This is a genomic window from Novosphingobium fuchskuhlense (assembly GCF_001519075.1).
Taxonomy (GTDB): Bacteria; Pseudomonadota; Alphaproteobacteria; order Sphingomonadales; family Sphingomonadaceae; genus Novosphingobium; species Novosphingobium fuchskuhlense.
Genome location: NZ_KQ954245.1, coordinates 425,391 through 448,094, shown reverse-complemented (window position 1 = coordinate 448,094; position 22,704 = coordinate 425,391). Strand labels below are relative to the sequence as shown.

At 64.2% G+C, this 22,704-nt stretch carries 18 protein-coding genes; 7 read left to right on the top strand and 11 right to left on the bottom strand.

The genetic code is table 11. The annotated features are described in order from the left end of the window. Nucleotides 1-34: 34 nt before the first annotated feature. A complete protein-coding gene (plsY, locus tag AQZ52_RS11890) occupies nt 35-625 on the bottom strand; it encodes a glycerol-3-phosphate 1-O-acyltransferase PlsY (RefSeq protein WP_067912087.1) in 591 nt (196 codons plus the stop codon). An 87-nt stretch (nt 626-712) separates the two neighbouring features. Here plsY and murI point away from each other — a divergent pair, with 87 nt between their 5' ends. The 4 genes from murI (at nt 713) to AQZ52_RS11870 (ending at nt 7,132) form a co-directional block, all read left to right on the top strand. Beyond that, nucleotides 713-1,516, top strand: coding sequence for a glutamate racemase (gene murI / locus AQZ52_RS11885; RefSeq protein WP_067910895.1), 804 nt, complete (start codon nt 713-715; stop codon nt 1,514-1,516). A gap of 26 nt (nt 1,517-1,542) precedes the next feature. Next, nucleotides 1,543-2,484 carry an MBL fold metallo-hydrolase gene (locus AQZ52_RS11880; protein ID WP_067910894.1) on the top strand — a complete coding sequence of 314 codons (942 nt, stop codon included), beginning with the start codon at nt 1,543-1,545 and terminating at the stop codon, nt 2,482-2,484. 130 nt (nt 2,485-2,614) lie between these two features. Continuing rightward, nucleotides 2,615-3,835 (top strand): 5-aminolevulinate synthase, encoded by a 1,221-nt coding sequence (gene hemA, locus AQZ52_RS11875; RefSeq protein WP_067910891.1) that lies wholly within the window; start codon nt 2,615-2,617, stop codon nt 3,833-3,835. 213 nt (nt 3,836-4,048) lie between these two features. Beyond that, on the top strand, nt 4,049-7,132 hold the full coding sequence (locus AQZ52_RS11870; RefSeq protein ID WP_067910888.1) for a TonB-dependent receptor plug domain-containing protein: 3,084 nt from the start codon (nt 4,049-4,051) through the stop codon (nt 7,130-7,132). Between the two features lie 160 nt (nt 7,133-7,292). Here AQZ52_RS11870 and AQZ52_RS11865 read toward each other — a convergent pair whose 3' ends face one another. The 4 genes from AQZ52_RS11865 to AQZ52_RS11850 form a co-directional block, all read right to left on the bottom strand. Next, nucleotides 7,293-8,516 carry a type III PLP-dependent enzyme gene (locus AQZ52_RS11865; protein ID WP_067910885.1) on the bottom strand — a complete coding sequence of 408 codons (1,224 nt, stop codon included), beginning with the start codon at nt 8,514-8,516 and terminating at the stop codon, nt 7,293-7,295. Between the two features lie 173 nt (nt 8,517-8,689). Further along, entirely contained in the window at nt 8,690-9,916 is a 1,227-nt protein-coding gene (locus AQZ52_RS11860; protein ID WP_067912085.1) for a serine hydrolase domain-containing protein, read from the bottom strand. A gap of 42 nt (nt 9,917-9,958) precedes the next feature. Further along, nucleotides 9,959-11,155 (bottom strand): carboxynorspermidine decarboxylase, encoded by a 1,197-nt coding sequence (locus AQZ52_RS11855; protein ID WP_067910883.1) that lies wholly within the window; start codon nt 11,153-11,155, stop codon nt 9,959-9,961. A gap of 41 nt (nt 11,156-11,196) precedes the next feature. Beyond that, nucleotides 11,197-12,402, bottom strand: a complete 1,206-nt coding sequence (locus tag AQZ52_RS11850; RefSeq protein WP_067910880.1) for a saccharopine dehydrogenase family protein — start codon at nt 12,400-12,402, stop codon at nt 11,197-11,199. A 71-nt stretch (nt 12,403-12,473) separates the two neighbouring features. Between AQZ52_RS11850 and AQZ52_RS11845 the strand changes: the two genes are divergently transcribed. Together AQZ52_RS11845 and AQZ52_RS11840 are read left to right on the top strand one after the other, a co-directional pair. Next, nucleotides 12,474-13,484, top strand: coding sequence for a threonine ammonia-lyase (locus tag AQZ52_RS11845; protein ID WP_067910878.1), 1,011 nt, complete (start codon nt 12,474-12,476; stop codon nt 13,482-13,484). 74 nt (nt 13,485-13,558) lie between these two features. Further along, nucleotides 13,559-13,999 carry an MAPEG family protein gene (locus AQZ52_RS11840; RefSeq protein ID WP_067910870.1) on the top strand — a complete coding sequence of 147 codons (441 nt, stop codon included), beginning with the start codon at nt 13,559-13,561 and terminating at the stop codon, nt 13,997-13,999. Here the strand turns inward: AQZ52_RS11840 and AQZ52_RS11835 are convergent. From AQZ52_RS11835 to AQZ52_RS11810, 6 genes are all read right to left on the bottom strand, one after another. Beyond that, on the bottom strand, nt 13,989-15,194 hold the full coding sequence (locus AQZ52_RS11835; protein ID WP_067910867.1) for a class I SAM-dependent RNA methyltransferase: 1,206 nt from the start codon (nt 15,192-15,194) through the stop codon (nt 13,989-13,991). The genes AQZ52_RS11840 and AQZ52_RS11835 overlap by 11 nt on opposite strands. Further along, nucleotides 15,191-16,600, bottom strand: a complete 1,410-nt coding sequence (locus tag AQZ52_RS11830) for a bifunctional ADP-dependent NAD(P)H-hydrate dehydratase/NAD(P)H-hydrate epimerase (RefSeq protein WP_067910864.1) — start codon at nt 16,598-16,600, stop codon at nt 15,191-15,193. The genes AQZ52_RS11835 and AQZ52_RS11830 overlap by 4 nt, the downstream gene beginning before the upstream one ends. Next, nucleotides 16,590-18,458 carry a dihydroxy-acid dehydratase gene (gene ilvD, locus AQZ52_RS11825; protein ID WP_067910861.1) on the bottom strand — a complete coding sequence of 623 codons (1,869 nt, stop codon included), beginning with the start codon at nt 18,456-18,458 and terminating at the stop codon, nt 16,590-16,592. The genes AQZ52_RS11830 and ilvD overlap by 11 nt, the downstream gene beginning before the upstream one ends. Before the next feature lie 102 nt (nt 18,459-18,560). Further along, nucleotides 18,561-19,289: an N-formylglutamate amidohydrolase gene (locus AQZ52_RS11820; protein WP_067910858.1), complete on the bottom strand. Its 729-nt coding sequence runs from the start codon at nt 19,287-19,289 to the stop codon at nt 18,561-18,563. Continuing rightward, nucleotides 19,286-20,083: a 4-(cytidine 5'-diphospho)-2-C-methyl-D-erythritol kinase gene (locus AQZ52_RS11815; RefSeq protein WP_067910855.1), complete on the bottom strand. Its 798-nt coding sequence runs from the start codon at nt 20,081-20,083 to the stop codon at nt 19,286-19,288. The genes AQZ52_RS11820 and AQZ52_RS11815 overlap by 4 nt, the downstream gene beginning before the upstream one ends. 38 nt (nt 20,084-20,121) lie before the next feature. Then, nucleotides 20,122-21,768: an electron transfer flavoprotein-ubiquinone oxidoreductase gene (locus tag AQZ52_RS11810; RefSeq protein ID WP_067910853.1), complete on the bottom strand. Its 1,647-nt coding sequence runs from the start codon at nt 21,766-21,768 to the stop codon at nt 20,122-20,124. Nucleotides 21,769-21,864: 96 nt separating this feature from the next. Here AQZ52_RS11810 and AQZ52_RS11805 point away from each other — a divergent pair, with 96 nt between their 5' ends. Beyond that, entirely contained in the window at nt 21,865-22,659 is a 795-nt protein-coding gene (locus tag AQZ52_RS11805; RefSeq protein WP_067910850.1) for a uracil-DNA glycosylase family protein, read from the top strand. The last annotated feature ends 45 nt before the right edge of the window (nt 22,660-22,704 follow it).

Genomic DNA, 22,704 nt, shown 5'->3' with positions numbered 1-22,704 from the left:
ACCTCGGCGGGCGGGAGAGCGGGCGCGAACAGTTTCAGCCCTTTCCGCCGATGCGAGGTTCGGTGCCGGCGCGCAGACGCGCCATGTTGGCGCGGTGCAGCCAAAGCACCAGGAGCGTCAGGAGCGCCAGCACGGGTGCATAGGCGCCGTGCCCTGTCAGCATAGCGGCCACCGGAGCAGCGATCACAGCGCACATCCCGCCAAGCGAGGAAATGCGGGTTGCCGCCAGCACGCCAAGCCAGACCACGGCATAGGCAAGGCCGATCGGCCACGCGAGCCCCAGTGCGACGCCCATGGTGGTCGCAACGCCCTTGCCGCCATTGAAGCGAAGCCAGATCGGAAAGCAGTGGCCGATAACGGCCGCGAAAGCAGCCAACGCCTCGGTCCCCGGAAAGGCGGAACGTGCCAGCAGGACAGCAGCTGCACCCTTGGCGAGATCGAGCGATAAGGTCGCTGCCGCGAGGCCTTTGCGTCCGGTACGAAGCACATTCGTTGCCCCGATATTGCCCGAGCCGATAGTGCGCAGATCACCGGCACCGGACAGGCGGGTCAGCAGGAGACCGAAAGGCACCGAGCCGAGCAGGTAAGCCAGGGCGGCAATGCCGATTTGGTAAGCGAAAGCCATGATCATGGCGGGACCTTAACCGCCGCCGGGCACAATGGGGAGAGGCATGCTTTCCTTTTTGCCGCCGTTCCCGATACAAGAGGCGCAATGACCGTCGATCCCGCTGCCCCGATCCTGCTGTTCGATTCCGGCGTAGGCGGCCTGTCCGTTCTCGGCAAGGTGCGCAAGGAGCTCCCTGAAGCACCTGTCATGTACGTTTCGGACAACGCGGGCCTGCCTTATGGCAACAAGACCGAAGCGCAGATTGCCGCGCGGGTTTCCGGGCTGCTCGGCCGGCTGACCGAGCGTTATCACCCGCGCCTAGTCTGCATCGCCTGCAACACCGCCTCGACGATCGCGCTTGCGTCGGTGCGGGAGGTGCTCGAAGTGCCGATCGTCGGCACGGTACCCGCGATCAAGCCGGCGGCTGCGATGACGAAGACCGGCGTAATCGGCCTGCTGGGCACCGAAGCGACGATCCGGCAGGGCTATGTCGACCGGCTGCAAACCGAATTTGCGGCCAACAAACGGCTGCTGCGCCATGGCGCGCCGGAACTTGTCGCCGCAGCCGAAGCAAAGCTGCGGGGCGAGCTGGTCGATCCGGCCGTGTTTGACCGCGCGGCTGCCGCGCTTCGCGCCATGCCTGACGGCGAACGAATCGATACCGTAGTCCTCGCCTGCACCCATTTCCCGCTGCTGGAGGCGGAGCTCGGCAAGGCGTTCGGGCCGGACGTGCAGTTCATCGACGGATCGGACGGCATCGCCCGGCGCATTGCATTTCTGACGCAAGGACAGACCTGGTCCCGCGCCGAAGGCAGCGATGTCGCGCTGTTCACCCGGGATGATGCCGCCGATTCACGATTAATGCCCGCATTGGGACGCTATGGACTTACCCGTCGGCTGGTCTTCTGATCGGATCGGCGATAGGGCTGCGGGCCATGTTCAACCGCATCGCCCTGCTGCTGATCCTGATCATCGCGGTTCCATATTACTGGTTGCTGATGGATCCGGGCCCTACATCTGTTCCGCCGCGAAACATCGATATCGCGCGACTGAGATCGCTGTCCGACAGCCAGAGTGGTCCGCGCCCCGTCGCTATCGAGTACGCAGCCGTGGCAACGGACAGCAGGCCCGGAACACTGCTGGTGGCAGGCGGCGGGCTGCGTTACGACGAAACCGCCGTTCTCGTCTGGCGGCTGATCACACCCGGTGGCGACACGGTGATCAATTCGGGCCTCACCTCCGAACAAGCCATGGCCAGCGGGTTTGCGCGGTACCATCCCGAATTGCAGGCAACCGTTGACTCGTGGCTGACCGCCGCACGGAAAATTGCTTTCACGTCCGAGGAAATAGATCATGTAGGGGGCTTGGTCGCGCATTTGTCCGAGAACCTCGACCTGGTCGGCAAGGTGAGCGGCAACCGTGATCAGTTGAAAGCCATTCGCTCCCTGTCGCCGCTCACGACCAAGTCGCTTCCGGCGGAATCTGCCATACTTGTGGATCAGGCAGGTTATTTCCCGATCGCACCGGGCATCGCCGCAGTTTGCACGCCTGGTCATCGCAAGGGATCCGAGATGATCTATGTTCGCCTCCAGGATGGGCGCGAGTATCTCTTCGTCGGGGACACCGCTCCGATGCGCCGCAATGTCGAGTGGCAGCGTCCTCGTTCCCGCTATGAGGCCGAGTGGCTTGGCGCGGAAGATCGGGCCGCGACACTAGCGTGGATCAAAGGCCTGTCCGGACTCGAGGCGCGCGAGCCTGGCCTGAAGATTGTCTACGGACACGATCTCGGATGGCTGACCGACCCGGTGGCAGGCCCCCGTTTTGCGCCCGCAGCCCCCAGCCCGGTGCCGGTGAACGAAGGACAGGCGGCGCGTTGAGGCTCTTTGTGCGACGCGGAATATGACCCAAATGCCGCTGGCAATGGTGCGACAAGCGGCGTAAAGCGCCCGCCACGCCGTGCATGGGCGGGGTCATGGCAAGACAAGGCCACTGCATAAGGAGCCGCGGGTGAACTACGATCAGGTCTTCGATTCCGCGATCGAGCGTCTGCATACCGAAGGTCGTTACCGCGTTTTCATCGACATCTTGCGCAACAAGGGTGCCTACCCCAACGCGCGCTGCTTTGCGGGGCATAACGGCCCGAAGCCGATCACCGTGTGGTGCTCGAACGATTACCTGGCGATGGGGCAGCACCCCAAGGTCATCGGAGCGATGGAAGAGGCGTTGCATGATGTCGGCGCGGGCTCCGGCGGTACTCGCAATATCGGCGGTAACACGCACTACCATGTCGATCTCGAGGCCGAACTTGCCGATCTGCATGGCAAGGAAGGCGCGCTGCTGTTCACCTCCGGCTACGTCTCGAACGATGCGACGCTCTCGACGCTGGCCAAGATTCTGCCCGGCTGCGTGATTTTTTCAGACGAACTCAACCATGCCAGCATGATCGCTGGCATCCGTAACTCAGGCGCTGAAAAGCGAGTGTTCCGTCACAACGACGTGGCTCATCTGGAAGAACTGCTGGCCGATACCGATCCGGCGCTTCCCAAACTGATTGCGTTCGAAAGCGTCTATTCGATGGACGGCGACGTCGCACCGATCCACGAGATCTGCGATCTGGCCGAGAAGTACAACGCCCTCACCTATATCGACGAGGTCCACGCCGTTGGCATGTACGGCGCGCGTGGTGGTGGCATTTCCGAGCGCGACGAAGCGGCGCACCGCATTGACATCATCGAAGGCACGCTGGGCAAAGCGTTCGGCGTGATGGGCGGTTATATCGCGGCGGATTCCCGCATCATCGACGTGATCCGCAGCTATGCGCCGGGCTTCATCTTCACGACCTCGCTTTCGCCGGTGCTGGCAGCGGGCGTGCTGGCCGCCGTGCGCCACCTCAAGGCCTCCAGCGTTGAACGTGAGGGCCAGCAGGCTGCTGCGGCGTTCCTCAAGCAAGCCTTTGCCGACGCCGGGTTGCCAGTGATGCCCTCCACCACCCACATCGTGCCGCTGATGGTGGGCGATCCGGTGCGGGCCAAGAAGGTGAGCGACATCCTGCTTGCCGAATACGGCGTCTACGTGCAGCCAATCAATTATCCCACCGTACCGCGCGGCACCGAGCGCCTGCGTTTCACGCCAGGCCCGGCGCATACCGAGGCGATGATGAACGAGCTGACAGACGCTCTGGTCGAGATCTGGCAGCGGCTGGATCTGGAGATGCGCAAGGCAGCGTGAACACGCGTGCAACGCCTGGTGACAAGGAAATTGCACTTAAGACCGGGTGGCCGATAATTTTCCCGACTGCAACAAAGTGTTACTTAATGGAAATGTGCACTTAGCCTGTTGCTAGGCTGCATCACTTACATAAGTTAGTGCACTTTTAAAGATTCCGTGGCTTGTCAGTGCTCTGCACCGAAGCCAGTTACGGTCTGCCGCATGGGGGAAATTATGTTGCTTCACCGCTCGCAGCGTACAGCGCTGTATCTGGCTACATCCGCGCTCGCATTCATCGCGGTCGTTCCGGGGATCTCTCATGCGCAAAAAGCGCAGCAACCGGACGCTGCCGCCGCAACATCCGCTGAGAACGGCGGCGATATTGTCGTCACCGGCACGCGCATCTCGCGGCCGGAAATCGAACTGCCGAACCCGGTCACAGCGATCTCCGCCAAGCTCATCGAGCGCTCGGGTAAAACGGACGTCACCACTCTTCTGATCAACAGCCCGGCTCTGGTCGGCTCGGTCACCAACAGTTCGAACGCAGGCTCGAATTCCCAGAACTCCAATGATTCTGCTGCCGGGGCCGGCAATGTTGGCATCAGCGTGCTCAACCTGCGCAATCTGGGTTCACAGCGCACCCTGGTGCTCGTCGACGGCCGCCGGCACGTCAACGCCTATTCGGGCCAGAACTCGGTTGACGTCAACACGATCCCTGTCGATCTCATCGAAGGCGTCGACATCCTGACCGGTGGTGTTTCGGCTATTTATGGTGCGGACGGCGTCACGGGTGTGGTCAACTTCCGGCTCAAGCGCAATTTCGAAGGGCTGACAGCACGCATCCAGTCTGGCATCTCCTCGCGGGGCGATAACGCCAACCAGTTCATTTCGGTCACCGCCGGCCACAACTTTGCCGAAGACCGTGGTAACTTCGCACTCGCCTATGAGTACAACAAGTCGGATCGCCTGAACCAGAAGGATCGTGACTACCTTGGCGATCCGCGCAAAAATCTGCAACTGCTGCGCAATCTCGACAATCCCACGCAGCCCGGTGGCGGCAACAATCTCGACCTGCCCTACGACAAGATCTATTCGAACGTCAGTTGGTCCGACAGCGCGCCGAATGGCGCCGTCGACATCGGCGTGTTCAATCCCGATACGGGTGCCACCGAATTCCAGTACGTGCCGAATTTCGATGGCGACGGCCGTCCCTATGATCGGGGCACGCTGCTTCCGGGCACCGGAGGCCGGGCCGTCAACAGCAGGTCCAACACGCCGACTGCGGGCTACTTCGGCGATATCGAGCCGCAGATCGAGCGTCACAACGTCAACGCGCTCTTCAGCTACGAATTCTCGCCGGCCGCGAAGTTCTTTGCCGAGGGCAAGTATGTTCGTATCAATGCCTTTACGCTGGTTCAGCCCTCATTCGATTTCTACACCTTCCTCACGCCGGACAACTACTACCTCAACAAGCGCTTCGGCGCTGCGGCGCCCATCGGGGCGCTGGTCAACCGCGACAACTTCGACATGGGCGTCAACACCCAGCGGGCCAAGCGCGAGACCTATCGCGGCGTGCTGGGCCTGCGCGGGACACTCAGCGAAGGCGAGCACAGCGGCAACCTCAACTACGAGGTTTCCTATGTTTACGGCCGATCTTCATCGGTCGTCACATCAGGTAACACCCGCCTGACCGACCGCTACTATGCAGCCGTGGATGCTGTGCTCGATCCGGCAACCGGGCAGCCGACGTGCCGGATCAATCTCCCCGGCGAGACGGTCATCGACCCCAACAACTACGCCGGTGTGGCCACGATCACCGGTACACCGGTCTCCGGGCAGCCGCTCAGCTTCAAGCCGGGCGAATGCCACCCGCTCAATCTGCTGGGTTATGGTCAGAGCTCGGAAGCAGGTCGAAAGTTCGTCTTCGTCGATGACGTCACCCGCGCCTACAGCGAGCAACACGTCGTCTCGGGTTCGATTTCCGGCGATCTCGGCTTCCTGTTCAGCTTGCCCGGCGGCCCGGTCAAGTTCGCTCTCGGCGCCGAGTATCGCAAGGAAAAGACGCGCTCGACCCCGTCTGCCTATGCCCAGGGCGGATTCTTTGATGGCGGCAACCAGACTGCCCCGAGCGGTGGCCAGTTCGACGTCAAGGAAGTCTATGGCGAGCTCAGCGTCCCCCTGCTGCAGCACGTTCCGTTTGCGGAGGATCTCTCGTTTGGCGGCGCGGTTCGCTATTCGAACTACTCGACCATCGGATCGACGACGACCTGGAAGGTTGACGGTGCCTATTCTCCTGTCCGCGACATCACGTTCCGCGGAACAATTTCCAGTGCCGTCCGTGCACCCAACATTACCGAACTCTTCAGCCCGCTACAGGGCGTGCAAACCTTCCTGAGCGATCCGTGCGACCCGACGAACCTGCCTGAAGGTACACAGTACCGAGCGGCAAACTGCGTTGCAGCCTTGACAGCGGTGGGGCTCACCCCCGCTCAGATCGCAGCCTTCAGCCCGGCGACCGATCCCAAACAAAGCACGAGCCAGCCCGGGCTTTCCGGTGGCAACCCGAATTTGCAGGCTGAAACCGCCCGTAGCTGGACGGCCGGTATCGTGCTTCGGCCCAGCTTCCTGCGCGGCTTCTCGTTCACGGCGGACTGGTACAACATCAAGCTGAAGAACGCGATCAACACCCCGGACGTGAACGAAGTTTTCAAGCTCTGCGTCGATCAGCCGACGCTGCAGAACGTGTTCTGCAACAGCTTCACGCGTTCTTCGAAGACGGGCTTCATCAATTCCTACACCACGCAAACTCTCAACGTGGCCGCGTTCACGACCTCCGGTCTGGAAGTCAGCGCCGCCTACCGGCTCAATATGGCGCCAGCGCTCGGCCGTCTCGATTTCCGGCTCTCGGGCGGATACCTCAACGATCTGACGTTCCTTGCGACTGTCGGTGGAACTCCCGAACAGCAGCGCAACCGCACCTATCGCCCCAAGTACAGCGGCAATGCCCAGGTCACCTGGCTCCACGGCCCACTGACCGTGAACTATGGACTTTCCTGGCAGGGCAAGACCGAGCGGTATACGCAGATCGAGCAAAAGGCTCACCCGAACTACGATCCGCGTTACGTCATGTACAAGGAGCGCTGGGAGCATGATATCCAACTGAGCCTGGACGTCAGCGACCGCTTCACCTTCTACGGCGGTATTAACAACTTCACGGATCAGCAGCCCGACATTGCAGCCGGATTCGGCTATCCGGTGAGTGCGATCGGCCGCTATTTCTACATCGGCGCCAAGATCAAGCTCGCCGATATCTTCTGACGGTTGTCCTTGCACGATCGCCGCGCATGCGGTCGTGCAAGGCTGCCAGCAAGCATTGCCGCGAAGGCCATTTACCGAAACTGGCGACATAAAAAGAAAGGCCCCGCGATTGCTCGCGGGGCCTTTCCTTTGCGACCCGGGTTGGCCCGGTGCTATTATCTCAGCGCAGCGACACAACGTTGTCCGACACACGCGGATCACGGCGGTCACCACGGTACTGGCTGGACATCGGCTCGTCCGAAACCTCGAATACTTCGGTCGCGCCGAAGCCGTTGAAGGCCGTCTTCATGGCCGCGCCATACGCGCCGAGCATGCCGATCTCGATGAAGTCGCCCGCCTTGATGTCCGCCGGAAGCGCGAAGGGCCCTTCCATGTGGTCCATGTCGTCGCAGGTCGGTCCCCAGAAACTGAAATCCTGGGTCTCGGTCTCACCATCCTCGTTCGCCGCGCTATCGCGCAGCAAACGCACAGGAAAGCGCCAGCCCACGTGTGCGGCATCAAACAGCGCACCATAGGCGCCGTCGTTGATGAACAACTCGGTGCCGCGCCGGCGTTCGACCCGCACGATCATCGAATTGTACTCTGCGCACAGCGCGCGGCCCGGCTCGCACCACAGTTCGGCCGAATAGGAGACCGGCAACGATTCGTAGGTGCGGTCGATCACGCCGAAGTAGTCTTCAAGCGGCGGCGGTTCCATGCCGGGATAGATCGACGGGAAGCCGCCGCCGACATCGATGATGTCGACAGTGACCGCCGCATCGACAATCGCCGCGCGGACGCGCTCGAGTGCCTGGACATAGGCGTGCGGGCTCATCGACTGGCTGCCGACATGGAAGCAGACACCGAGCGAATCGGCAACCTGACGCGTGGCCTGAAGAAGTTCCCCTGCGCCAGTGAGATCGCAGCCGAACTTCGAAGCGAGGCTGAGCTCGGAACCCTCGGAAGAGACGCGCAGACGCACGCACAGGGTCAGGTCCTCGGGGAGGATGCCGCCGTTGGCTGCCGTGGTCGCATCGCGGATCTTCTCCAGTTCCTCGATCGAATCGAGGCTGAACACGCGCACGCCATGGTCGCGATAGGCCTCGATGATCGCACTGGGCGTCTTCACAGGATGCATGAAGCAAAGCGTCGCTTCGGGAAGCGCCGCACGCGCCATGCGCACCTCTGCGATCGAAGCCACGTCGTAATGCGTGATCCCGGCATCCCAAAGAACGCGGAGAAGCTCCGGCGATGGATTGGCCTTGACCGCATAGAGCGAGCGCCCCGGAAACTTCTCAACGAAGAAACGGGCCGCGCGCGCCGCAGCGTGCGGACGGTTCAGAATGGCGGGTTGGTCGGGCGCGAAGGCGCCCGCTACAGCCAATGCGTCAGGATGGATGTGCAACTCAAGGGACCCCCAAACGGAAAATTGAGACAAAGCTGCCTTGCGGTTTGGAAGTCCCCATGGGGCAGCGAGGGGGTAAATAGCCCCCCTGCCCTGAACATCAAGTGAAAAAATGGGCACCTCATGTTGATGTCACAAACTTGAAACATTTTTACAGGGAGGCCCGGAAATCCTTAACCCATCAAGGCTTGCGCCAGCGCGCGCCATGCCGGGAGCGAGTGCGGATCATTCGCGCCATTCGCCGCGGTGGGGTGCGAGGCGAATCGCGCGATCACCATTTCAGCCACAGGGTCGATCCACAGCGTCTGCCCGTGGATGCCGCGCGCGCTGAAACAGCCGTGATTGTCGTGCGCATGCCACCACTGGCTGCCATAGCTCCAACCGTTCAGCAGCGGATAGGCCGCCTTGTGGAAACGGTCCGGATCGCCGCCCTGCCGGATGCGGTCGACGTCAGCGGCCGGAATCACGCCAAGCCCGCCAAGGCGAAGCGCCTCGCCGAAGCGGGCAAGATCCTCAAGCCGCAAGTTGAGCCCCCCGCCGGCGAAGGGAGAGCCGATCTCGTCAACGATGATATCCGCATCCCCCAGCATGCCGAGCGGCTGCCACAGACGCTCCGACAGGACCTGCGTGAACGGCCGGCCGGTGACGCGCGTGATGATCCAAGCGAGCACATCGGTGTTGGGCGTGCGGTAGACGAAACCTTCCCCATGCGTGCCCAGACCGGGAACGGTGGTGAGATAGTCCCACAGATTGTGCGGGCCGGTATAGCTGGCAGGGCGCGGGGTGAGGCCGAGCGCGGCGCTGTAGGCCCCGATCCCGGAATTGGGATTGCCGTATTCCTCGGAAAAATCGAGCGCGGTCGTCATGTGGAGCATCTGACCGATCGTCGCGCTGCCGAAGCCACTGGCGGCAAGCTCGGGGATAACGCTGTCCACCGGCGCGGCAAGGTCGATCCGCCCTTCCCCGACCAGCATCTGCACAAGCGTGCCGACGAAGCTCTTGGTGACCGAGAAGGCGATATGGCGGGTTTCGGGGCCGGTGACGCCGAACCAGCGCTCGAAGACCACCTCGCCCTTGTGCAGCACGAGAATGCCGTCGGTAAAAGCAGATAGCAGCGACTCCTCGAACGTCGTCTCGGCATCGTCCCCCAGCGGCGCGAACCGCACTGCGCCGAGGTCGTCACGCAGCGCCCGGGGGAACGGTATGCCCTCCCCGCTCGCCGCGACACGCACCGTCGGGCAGAAACTCCGCATGTTCGAATAGGACCAGCGGATCATCGGAAAGCGCATGTGATCTGCGCGGGCGGCAAGTAGGCGCCGTTCCAGTGGCGGCGGCGCGCCGACCATCCAGCCCATGCGTACCGGATCGCTCGTCACACCATCAAGGACTTCGCCCGCCATCATCACTCTCCGCCTGCTATCATTGCTTGCGGAGAGCTTGCCTCAGGAAACGCGATCCCGGAAGTCCTCCCACGAAAAACGTTTCACGCATTCGAGGCTGTCGGTCTCGCTGTCCCACAGCCAGATCGAGGGGAGCGGCACGCCGTTGAAGGTCGTCGTCTTGACCATCGAATAATGCGCCTGATCAAGGAACGCGAAGCGCGCGCCGGGTTCGGCAAGCCCGTGCATGCGGTAATCGCCGATGACGTCACCGGCGAGGCACGACGGGCCGCCGAGGCGGACGGGGGCATCGCCTTCTCCGTCCTCGTATTCATCGAGCGGCAGTTCGCCGAGCATGGCCGGACGATACGGCGCTTCGATCACATCGGGCATATGGCATGTGGCAGAAATGTCGGTGATGCCAAGCTGCATGCCGTTCCAGTGCGTATCGAGCACGGTGCCGACAAGAATGCCGGCGTCGAGCGCGATGGCTTCGCCGGGTTCAAGGTAGATCTCGCAGCCGGTTTCGGCCTTAACCCCTTGCAGGAACGCGACAAGGTCGTCCCGCTGGTAATCCGCCCGGGTGATGTGGTGGCCGCCGCCGAAGTTGAGCCAGGTAAGCTGGCCGAAGTACGGTGCAATACGGGGCTTCAGCGCTTGCCAGGTGCGCTGGAGCGGCTCGAAATCCTGCTCGCACAAGGTGTGGAAATGGAGGCCGCTGACGCCTTCCAGATGCTCTGCCCGCAGCTGATCAACCGGGAAGCCAAGGCGTGAATGCGGCGCGCAGGGATCATAACGCGGCACTTCACCTTCGGCATGCAAGGGATTGATGCGAAGGCCGATATCGAACGGCTCACCCGCAGCACGCGCGGCCGCGATCTGCGGGGCAAAGCGGGCATGCTGGCCGGGCGAATTGAAGATCACATGGTCTGAGTGCTGGAGGATTTCGGGCAAGTCCTCCGCCTTGTAGGCCGCGCAGTAGGTCGCGATCTCGCCGGCGTAGTGATCGGCAGCAAGGCGCGCTTCCCACAGGCCCGAGGTGCAGACGCCGTCGAGGTATTCGCCAATCAGCGGCGCGACCCGCCACATCGAGAAAGCCTTAAGCGCGGCGAGGACCTTGATCCCTGCGCGATCACGCACATCGGCGAGAGTGCTCAGGTTCTGCCTGAGGCGCGCGGCATCGACCACAAAGGCCGGGCTATCCACGCGGGTCAGGTCAAATTGGGCGAAGGCCCCTGGATCGCCGGCTCTGGTTTCCATCTATGATCTCCTGATCCTTCCCTTGCAGGGGAAGGATGCATTCAGAACGCCAGCGGCCCTTCAAGCTCCTTCACCTGCCAGGGCAGGCCGTGCTTGTTCAGCATGTCCATATAGGGATCGGGATCGAACTGCTCGATGTTGAATACGCCGGCGCCGCCCCAGGTGCCGGTGACGAGCATGGCCGCACCGATCATCGCCGGAACGCCGGTGGTGTAGCTGATCGCCTGGTTGCCGGTTTCGGCATAGGCCTCTTCGTGATCGCAGATGTTGTAGATGTAGAAGGTCTTTTCCACGCTGTCTTTCAGGCCGGTCGCGATATCGCCGATGTTCGTCTTGCCCTTGGTCAGCGCGCCGAGGCTGGCGGGTTCGGGCAGAACGGCCTTGAGGAACTGGAGCGGAACGATCTCCTTGCCCTCGTAGATCACCGGGTCGATGCGGGTCATGCCCACGTTCTGCAGCACGGTGAGGTGCGTGATATAGGCATCGCCGAAGGTCATCCAGAAGCGGATGCGCTCGATCTCGGGCAAGTGATGCGCGAGGCTTTCGAGTTCCTCGTGATACATCAGGTACATGTTCTTCGGCCCGACAGCCTCGAAATCGAAGGTCTGGCGGATGGTGAGCGCCGGGGTTTCGACCCATTCACCCTTTTCCCAGCGCCGCGCCGGCGCGGTCACTTCGCGGATGTTGATTTCCGGGTTGAAGTTGGTCGCGAATGGCTGGCCGTGATCGCCACCGTTGCAATCGAGAATATCGAGCGTGCGGATGGTGTCGAGCTTGTGCTTCTTGAGCCAGGTCGCGAAAACGCTGGTCACGCCCGGGTCGAAACCCGAGCCGAGCAGCGCGGTGAGGCCGGCGGCCTTGAAGCGCTCCTGATAGGCCCACTGCCACTTGTACTCGAACTTGGCCTCGTCGATCGGCTCGTAGTTCGCGGTGTCCATGTAGTTGACCCCGGCAGCGAGGCAGGCCTCCATGATGTTGAGATCCTGATAGGGCAGCGCAAGATTGACGACGAGCGCGGGGCGCAGTTCGTTCAGCAGCGCGGTGGTCGCGTCGACATCGTCGGCGTCAAGGGCATAAGTCGCCACATCACGGCCAGTCCGCTGCTTCACCGAGGCCGCAATCGCCTCGCACTTCGAAAGGGTGCGGCTGGCGAGCACGACTTCGCTGAAGATATCGGGGTTCATCGCCATCTTGTGAACGGCAACCGAGCCGACGCCGCCTGCGCCGATGACAAGGACCTTGGCCATAGGGGAAACTCCAAACCGGAACGGCGCAGCGTGTGCTGGCGCTTCGAAAGCGGTGCCTTTACGGTAAGGGGATGACAAACCCAAGTCCCCAATTGAGCCCTGCCCCATCGGCCCGCGAAGCGACGCGCGCCCCAACCCGGAAGGGCGTTCTGCGCGCCGCCGCCAAAGTAAGCGCGCTGGTGCCGCATACCCCGCTGCTGGCGCTGGAATTGCCCGAAGGCGGTACTGTCTGGTGCAAGGCGGAATGCCTGCAGCCGATGGGTGCGTTCAAGATCCGCGGCGCCTGGCACCGGCTCACGGAACTGACCGAGGAGGAACGCGCGCGCGGCGTTGTCGCGGTATCCAGCGGCAACCATGCGCAGGGTGTCGCCTGGGCGGCGCGCCGGCTGGGGATCTCGGCGACCATCGTGATGCCGGCGGACGCGCCGGAGGTGAAACTTTCGGAAACGCGGCGGCTCGGCGCGCAAGTCGTGCTCTACGAACGCCTGACGCAGTCGCGCGACGCGATCGCGGCGGAGATATGCGCAGCGCAGGGCTCGGTTCTGGTCCACGCCTATGGCGATCCCTGGGTGATAGAAGGTCAGGGCAGCACGGGGGTGGAACTGGCGAGCCAGATGGATTGCTTTGCCGGCGGGCCGCCGACGCGGATCGTGGCGCCATGCGGTGGCGGCGGGCTCGCCTCGGGGTTGGCGCTGGCCTGTCCGGACGCCGAGATCGTGCCGGTGGAGCCTGAAGGCTGGGATGACGTCACCCGCAGCCTGGCAGGCGGCGCCATCGTCGGTGTCGGCGCCTCGCCGCCAGCCACGGCCTGCGATGCGCTGCAGACGATGGCGACCTACCCGATCAACTTTGCCGTCATGACGTCACGCGGCATGCGCGGCGTGGCGGTGAGCGAGGCCGAAGTCCGTGCGGCCCAGATCCACGCCTTCCGCAAGCTGCGCCTGGTGGTCGAGCCCGGCGGTGCGGCGGCGCTGGCGGCTGTGCTGGCAGGCAAGGTGCCGTACGATGGGCGGACGGCCGTCATCCTCTCGGGTGGCAATGTCGACCCGGCGGCGTTCGCAAAGGTGATCGTGCAGAGCTGATAGGTTGCAATTGACAATCGACCATCGGCTGTCCACCCCTTGCCCCCGGACAACAAGAACGACGGGGGACCGCGATGACGGGAATGGAAATTCTGAAGCCGGTGGTAGCGCTGGCGGCGTGGACGATGGTGATGTGGCTATGGATGTATGCAACCCGCATCCCGGCGATCACCGCGCTGCCCAAGTCCGATGATCCGAACGCCGACGTGGGTTGGACCGGCGCGAAGCTCGAAGGCCTGATCGACCCCAAGATTCAATGGAAAGCACATAACTACAATCACTTGCATGAGGCACCTACGGTGTTTTATGCAGTGGCGATTGTTCTGGCGCTTGTTGGCCAGGGCCAAGGTGTGAACCTGATGATCGCGTGGGCCTATGTGGCCTTGCGGGTGGTGCACTCGATCTTCCAGTCGACCGTGAACAAGGTCGCACCGCGCTTTGCGCTGTTTGCCTTGTCGAGCGTCGCGCTGATGGCGCTTGTGCTGCACGCCGCAATGGCGGTTTTCACGGCCTGACGAACAGGCTCGCCAGCTCGACGTGGGTGGACCAGCGGAACTGACCCACCGGAACAAGCCCGGCGAGCCTGTAGCCCGCTTCGATGAGCGTCATGGCATCCTTGGCCCAACTGGCCGGGTTACAGCTGATGTAGACCACGCGCGGGACGACGGATTGCGCGAGGTGCAGGACCTGTTCGCGCGCACCGGCGCGGGGCGGGTCGAGCAAGACCGCGGCAAACCGGTCCAGCTCGGCCTTCTGCAGCGGATTTCGGAACAGGTCACGGTGGACGGCATGAACCGGGCGGCCATGCATGCGGGCCGCAGCCTGACAGGCCAGATGGGCATCGCGCGCGGCCTCTACCGCGAGGACCCTGGTGCCCGGCCCTGCCAGTGCAAAGGCAAATGTTCCGAGGCCTGAGAAAAGGTCGGCCACGGTCGGCGCGCCCGCAAGCCATTCGCGCGCGGCAGAAATCAGCGCTTCCTCGCCATCGCCCGTCGCCTGCAGAAATGCCCCTGGCGGCAGGCCGACCGGGACGCCACCGAGCGTTACGGTAACGGGATCCGGCTCCCACACCGTCTCGGGCCCATCACCCTGATCGAGCGTGAGCCGGGCGACGCCATTGTCGCGCGCGAAATCGAGCAGGGCTTCGGTCTGCGCGAGGCCTTCCATCTTCAGGCCGACCAGATCCGCAGTCGGGCCCTGATCTGCCAGGGTGAGCGCAATATCGACTGAAAGGCTGCGATTGACGCGCGTTTCGAGCAGCCGCCGCAAGGGGCCGATCAACGCCGCGAGGTCATCAGCCAGAACCGGGCATTCCTTGAGGTCCACGATCTTGTGCGAGCCTTGCTCGCGAAAGCCGAGGACAATCCGCTTGCCGATGGCCTGCGCATGGAGCGTTGCGCGGCGGCGGGTATGGGGAGGCGAGAGATGCGGCGGTGAAATGTCACCGGGGTCAAGCCCCTGCCCGCGCGCGGCACCTTCGACACGGCCAGCGACATAGGCCGCGAGCGCGCTGTCCGAAAGGTGCTGGAGCTGGCAGCCGCCGCACGCGGGAAAGTGGCGGCATGACGGCGCCGCGTGGTCTGGTCCGGGCGTCAGCGTACCGTCGGGTTCGAGGACGTCACCAGGTGCCGCGAGCGTTACGTAGCGACCGTCTGCGGTCTGGCCTTCGCCCTTGGCGGCGACGCGGATGATAAGGCCGGGGTTACTCATGGGAGCGCGGCGCTTAGGGCATAACCAGTAGCGGCCGCAAGGTCTCCGGCCGTAAAGGCGGGGCCGCAGCGCCTCGCAGCCTCGCCGTGGAGCCACAGGCCCTCGTGCGCTGCGAGAAATGCATCACCGTGGACGGCAAGGCGGCTGGCAATGATCCCGGCGAGAACATCGCCGCTGCCGGCAACCGAGAGCCAGGCTGAGGCACGGGGGCTGACGATGACGTCACCCCCGGGGGCGGCGATCAGGCTGTCGGGCCCCTTGAGGAGGACGATGGCCTGCGCGGCCTCTGCCAGCGCCGCGGCGCGGGCGCGGCGGGTGCCGGTCGCGATGAGACCAAAAGCGGCTTCGAGCGCAGCCATCTCGCCCTCGTGCGGGGTCAGGATGCGCGGTGCAGTGCCGGGGCTTTCGGGGCGAAGCAGCACGAGCGCATCGGCATCGATCACCACGGGACGGTCGGCGTCGAGCGCCGCAGCGAGACGGGCTTCGGCATCAGCACTGCGCCCCAGTCCCGGGCCGACGAGAATGGCTGCCATGCGCGGATCGGAGAGCGCGGCAAGGTCCGTAACGTCACAGACCAGCGACGGGGGAACGCCCTCGGGCCGTGAGGGCGCCAGCAGCTTGACATAGCCCGCACCGGAGCGTTGCGCGGCTTCTGCCGAAAGCAAGGCCGCACCGGGCATGGCGCCGGCAACGATGCCCAGGAGCCCGCGCTTGTACTTGTGGGCATCAGGAGCAGGCGGGGCGATCCGGGGCTTGCCGAGCACCCTCGCCGCCGCCGGCACCGCCGCCACCCCGATATCGACAAGCCGCAACGCCCCCATAAGCGGCGCGGCGGGCATGGCAAAGTGAGCATGCTTCCAGGCACCCAGCGCAACCGTTACGTCACAGGCCGGGAGGCCGGGATTGAGCACCGCACCACTGTCGGCCTCTATGCCGCTGGGGAGATCCGCAGCGATGCGCAGGGTGTGGCGCTCGGCAAGGCCGGTGAGGAGGAAGAAAACGTCATCCGGCAGGGGCCGCGAGAGGCCGCTGCCGAACAGGCAATCGAGCAATAGGCTGCCATGCGGGAATGCGCCCGGAGCCCCAACTTCACCCGCAAAGAGCGCGCGCGCCGCCGTGGCTTCGGGCGTCATCGGCTGGCGCGCGGCGATGACCGTAACGGCGACGCCGTGCTCCATCAAATGGCGCGCCGCAACGTAACCGTCACCACCATTGTTGCCGGGGCCGCACAGCACAGTGACCGGCCGCCCCGCCCCGAGCCGCCGCGCCCATTCTCCAAGCGCGCGGCCCGCCGTTTCCATCAGCGCTTGCGCAGGTGTGCCGCCATCGATGAGCGCCGCTTCGGCGGCGCGCATCGCGGCTACGTCAAGGACCTGCCCGAGGATGTGATCCCGGTCAGCCTTCATCCTGCGCGCCGTTACGGCGGAAGATGCCCGAGAGATCACGAACCGCGCCGCGCGCGGCGCTGGTGGTCATCAGCGCATAAGCCTGCAGCGCGAGACTGACCTTGCGCGGCCGCGGCTTCACGGGCTGCCATCCGCGCGCTTCCGCCGCCTTGCGGCGCTCGGCGAGCGTCGCGTCATCCACGGCGAGGTGGATCGAACGAGCGGGAATGTCGATCTCGATGCGGTCGCCGGTCTCAACGAGGCCGATCGTGCCGCCTTCCGCCGCTTCGGGCGAACAGTGGCCGATCGAAAGGCCAGAAGTGCCACCCGAGAAACGCCCGTCAGTGACAAGCGCGCAGGCAGCGCCAAGGCCCTTCGACTTGAGGTAGCTGGTGGGATAGAGCATTTCCTGCATGCCCGGGCCGCCGCGCGGGCCTTCGTAGCGGATCAGCACCACATCACCCGCCTCGACCTGGCCAGTGAGGATCGCGGTCACGGCAGCGTCCTGGCTTTCATAGACCTTGGCGGGACCGCTAAACTTGAGGATCTTCTCGTCAACGCCCGCCGTCTTCACGATGCAGCCGTCCTTGGCGAGATTGCCGAAAAGGACGGCAAGGCCGCCATCCTTGCTGAAGGCATGCTCGGCGGAGCGGATCACGCCAGTCTCGCGGTCGAGATCGAGCTCCTTCCAGCGGCGCGACTGGCTGAAGGCGACCTGCGTCGGCACGCCGCCAGGGGCAGCCTTGTAGAATTCGTGCACCGCCGGATCATTGCTGCGGGAAATGTCCCACTTGTTGATCGCATCGGCCATGGTCGGGCTGTGCACGGTGGGCAGATCGGTGTGGAGCAGCCCTGCCCGCTCCAGTTCGCCGAGGATCGCCATGATCCCGCCCGCGCGGTGGACATCTTCCATGTGGACATCGGACTTGGCGGGGGCGACCTTGGACAGGCACGGCACGCGGCGCGAGAGGCGGTCGATATCGGCCATGGTGAAATCGACGCCCGCTTCGTGCGCGGCGGCGAGGAGGTGGAGCACGGTGTTGGTGGACCCGCCCATCGCGATATCGAGGCTCATCGCGTTTTCGAACGCCTTGAAGCTGGCGACTTCGCGGGGGAGGACGCTGGAATCGTCCTGCTCGTAGTAGCGGCGGCAGAGCTCGACCGAGAGGCGGCCCGCTTCGCGGAACAGGCGTTCGCGGTCGGCATGGGTGGCGAGCACCGAGCCATTGCCGGGGAGCGAAAGGCCAAGCGCTTCGGTGAGGCAGTTCATCGAGTTGGCGGTGAACATGCCCGAGCACGAACCGCACGTCGGGCAGGCCGAGCGCTCGATCGCGGTGACTTCCTCGTCGGTATACTTCTCGTCCGCTGCGGCGACCATCGCGTCGACGAGGTCGAGCGCGACTTCCTTGCCCTTCAAGAGCACCTTGCCCGCTTCCATCGGCCCGCCCGAGACGAACACGACGGGGATGTTGATGCGCATCGCGGCCATCAGCATGCCCGGGGTGATCTTGTCGCAGTTCGAGATGCAGACCATGGCATCGGCGCAGTGCGCGTTGACCATGTACTCGACGCTGTCGGCAATGAGGTCGCGGCTGGGCAGCGAATAGAGCATCCCGTCATGGCCCATGGCGATGCCATCATCGACCGCGATGGTGTTGAATTCCTTGGCAACACCGCCCGCCGCCTCGATCTCGCGCGCGACAAGCTGGCCGAGGTCCTTGAGGTGTACATGGCCCGGCACGAACTGGGTGAAGCTGTTGACGACAGCGATGATCGGCTTTCCGAAATCGCTGTCCTTCATGCCCGTGGCGCGCCACAGCCCGCGCGCGCCCGCCATGTTGCGGCCATGGGTGGTTGTTCTGGAACGATAGACCGGCATTGGCATTCTCTCTTGAAAGTCTAGACTCGCCTGCGCGGCGACAATGCATCGCACCTAGCCCAAGCAGGCTTTTCGGTCGAAAGTAATCTCCGCAACCATCCGCTAGCTGCCGAGGGCGATGGCCACCTGGTTGGCGATCCGGGCAAGGCGCTCGGCCCACAGCGCGTGGCTTGCCGGATCGGAAATCTGGTCCTGCCGGACCTCGATGCCGAAATAGGGCCGTCTTTCCGCCTCGGCATGGCGGTTCATTGTCGCGTTGAGCAGGCGGCCGGAATAGGGCTCCTGATCCCCCACGACGAGACCTTCGGCTGCGAGCAGCGGGATGGCAAGGCGCGAGGCGCGGTCGTCCTCGTTGTAGAGCACGCCGACCTGCCAGGGGCGCTGCTGCGCCGGGTCGCTCGCCAACTGTGGCGTGAAGCTGTGCAGCGAGAGGATCAGCGATGGCGGCGCCTCGTCCAGCACTCGGGCCAGCGCCGCGTGATAGGGTCGGTAGAAGCGCGCGAGGCGCTCCTCGTGTCCGGCGTGATCGAGCGCGTTGCCGGGGATCGCGTGGCCGTCGCTGGCGATCGGGCAGACGGTGGGGCCATGCTCGTCGCGGTTGAAATCGCAGACAAGACGGCTGACGCCCCCAAGAAACGCGGCAATGCCGGGGCGCTCCGCCATATGCGCGGCAACGCCGGCGACACCGATATCGATGGCGATGTGCTGTTCGAGCAGCGCGGGATCGATACCGAGATCGATGTCGCCGGGCACGCGGTTCGAGGCGTGATCGGAAACGACAAGAATACCGCCAAAGTGGGGCGTGCCGAGCATCTGGTAGGCTTCGCTCATCTCAGCGCTCCGGCCAGACGCCACCATGCGGGCGGCAAGGCGTCAGCAGCGGCATCACGGCCTTCCACGCTGTCGAAGAGCGCAAAACAGGTGGCGCCCGAGCCCGACATGCGCGCAAGCCACGCCCCGCTTGCGGCAAGCGCGGCAATGACGTCAGCGATCTGGGGAACGAGTGCGATGGCGCTGGGCTCGAGATCGTTGCGTCCGTCGAGCGCGATGGTGCGCAAGTCGCCTGACGGCATGGGGCCGCGGTCGATCCCGTCCCAGCCCTTGAATACGGGCCCCGTGGCGAGCGGAAAGCGCGGGTTCACGAGCAGGACCGGAATGCCGGTGAGATCATTGGCGACGGGCTCAAGTTCGGTCCCGGTTCCGCGCCCGATGCAGGCCCGGCTGAGGACGCAGGCGGGCACGTCTGCCCCCAGCTTCGCGGCACGAGCCAGCCAGTCGTCCGGCAAGCCATGTGCGCGCTCTACCATGCGGAACACCGCGCCCGCATCGGCAGAACCGCCGCCGAGCCCGGCAGCGACCGGCAGTCGCTTTTCCAGAGTGACTGCCCATCCTTTGCCATGAGGCAAGGAATTCAGGCTTTTGGATACGATATTTCCGAATGGATCAGAAAGCCCGACTGCGAACTCTCCGAGGACATTGAGGCTGTCTTGATGGGCCGGCTCCGCAGCCAGTTCGTCCCCTGCATCGACAAAGGCGAACAGCGTTTCCAACTCGTGATAGCCATCCTCGCGCCGCCGCCTAACGTGCAGCGCGAGGTTTATCTTGGCGTAGGCGGTTTCGCGCATCAGGTGTCCCCCCCGCCCTTGGCGGCGAGGGGATTTCCTCACATGTTCGGATAGTTAGGGCCGCCGCCGCCTTCGGGCGTGACCCATTCGATGTTCTGCGTCGTGTCCTTGATATCGCAGGTCTTGCAGTGGACGCAGTTCTGGGCGTTGATCTGGAGGCGCGGATTGCCGTCCTCACCGGTGAGGAACTCATAAACGCCTGCAGGGCAGAAGCGTGCCTCGGGGCCTGCATAGAGCGGGAGGTTGATCCGCGTGGGGACCGTCGGGTCCTTGAGCACGAGGTGACACGGCTGATCCTCCTCGTGGTTGGTATAGGAGAACGAGACCGATGTCAGGCGGTCGAAGCTGATCACGCCGTCGGGCTTCGGATACTCGATCGGCTTGAACAGGTCGGCGCGCATCGTGTGCTCGCTGTCCTTGTGGTGCTTCATGCCCTTCAGCGGGTTGATCCTGAGCACGCGCGCCCACATGTCCGCCCCGGCCAGTGCGGTGCCCAGCGAACCGCCGAACTTCGCGACCAGCGGCTGCGCATTCTGGACCAGCTTGAGCTCGGTGGCGATCCAGCTCTCGCGCACGGCGCTGTCATATTCGCCGAGTTCATCCTGCTCGCGGCCATTTGCCATGGCGGCGGCAATGGCTTCGGCGGCCAGCATGCCGCTCTTCATCGCAGTGTGGCTGCCCTTGATGCGCGGCACGTTGACGAAGCCTGCCGAGCAACCGATCAGCGCGCCGCCCGGGAAGGCCAGGCGCGGCACCGATTGCCAACCACCTTCATTGATCGCGCGCGCTCCGTAAGAGACGCGGCGGCCACCCTCTAAGATTTCGCGGATCGCAGGATGCTGCTTCCAGCGCTGGAACTCCTCGTAAGGATAGACATAGGGGTTTGCGTAATCGAGCGCCGTCACGAAGCCGAGCGCCACCTGGTTGTTGGCCTGGTGGTACAGGAAGCCGCCGCCCCACGAATTGCTTTCCGACAGAGGCCAGCCCTGGGTGTGGATAACCCGGCCCTGCACGTGCTTGTCGGGATCGATATCCCACAGCTCCTTGATGCCGATACCGTAGACCTGCGGCTCGCAATCGCGCTCGAGGTCGTATTTCGTCTTCAGCTGCTTTGTGAGGTGTCCGCGCGCACCCTCTGCAAACAGGGTGTATTTCGCGAGCAATTCCATGCCCGGCTGGTAGTCCGGCTTCTTGCTGCCGTCCTTGGCAATGCCCATGTCGCCGGTGGCGACGCCGCGCACCGCGCCGCTGTCGTCATACAGTATCTCGGCAGCGGGGAAGCCCGGGAAGATCTCGACGCCCAGTTCGCCTGCCTGTTCAGCGAGCCAGCGGCAGAGGTTGCCGAGGCTGCCGGTGTAGTTGCCATGGTTCGACATGAACGGGGGCATCGGCCAATGCGGCAGGGCGACCTTGCCACTGCGCGTCAGCACCCAGTGCCAGTTGTCGGTGACCGGGGTCTCCGCCATCGGGCAGCCCTGTTCGCGCCATTCGGGCAGAAGTTCATCCAGCGCCTTGGGATCGACGACCGCGCCGGACAGAATATGGGCGCCGATTTCGGAGCCTTTTTCGAGGATACAGACCGATATCTCGGAATTGACCTGCTTGAGGCGGATCGCCGCCGCAAGGCCCGCTGGCCCGCCGCCGACAATCACGACATCATACGGCATCGACTCCCGTTCGCTCATTCTCTCTCGCTCCGACCCCAGTTCGGGCACGCTGTGCCCCGAATTCCACCTCCTTGCCTTGAAAGCTGCGGCAAGCAAGGTCAAGACCACTTGGTGATGGGACAGACAGGTACAAATGACAGGTCGCTGGCAGCGGGGCTCGAGGCCGCGCTGGCGTGGTGGCGTGAGGCCGGGGTGGACCTTGCCTTTGTCGATGCGCCGCAGGACTGGCTGGAGGCGCAGACAAAGCCTGCCGCGGGCAAGGCTCCGGCAGTAGCGGCGCTTCCGCCCCTGCCGCCAAAACCGCCCAGCATTTCCGCGCAACCGGCAGAGACCGCACCGATCGCCGCGGATCGGAGCGAGTGGCCAGAAACATTCGAGAATTTTGCGCCATGGTGGCTCACAGAGCCGACACTCGCCCCCCGCGGAGCGAAGCGACTACCGCCGGTCGGACCGAAAAGCGCGCCACTGATGGTGCTCGTGCCCATGCCGGCCGAGGACGATGGCGACACCTTGCTCTCAGGCCGGACCGGGCTGCTGCTCGACGCGATGCTGACCGCGATGGGGCTCGATCCGGCGAGCATCTACCGCGCCGCGGCGCTCCCCGCGCGGATCGCCTTGCCCGATTGGGCAGGCCTTGGCGCAGCCGGGCTTGGTGCGGTGCTGATGCGCCACGTCTTGCTGGCCGCGCCGCAGCGACTGCTGGTGTTCGGACGGAACGACATCTCGGCGCTATTGGCGCACGGCCCAACGCAAAATGCTCACGATTTACGCGTGTTTAACCATGAGAGTGGCACGGTTCCTGCGGGCTTCGAATATGATCTTGAAACCTTGCTAGCGAAACCGGGCTGGAAGGCGGGGGTCTGGCAGCGCTGGTTGGACGAGGCTGCTTGCGCCGGAACGGGGCGCTGACGGATTTGAACGGGACACTATCCGAAATGACGCATGTTTGCGGGG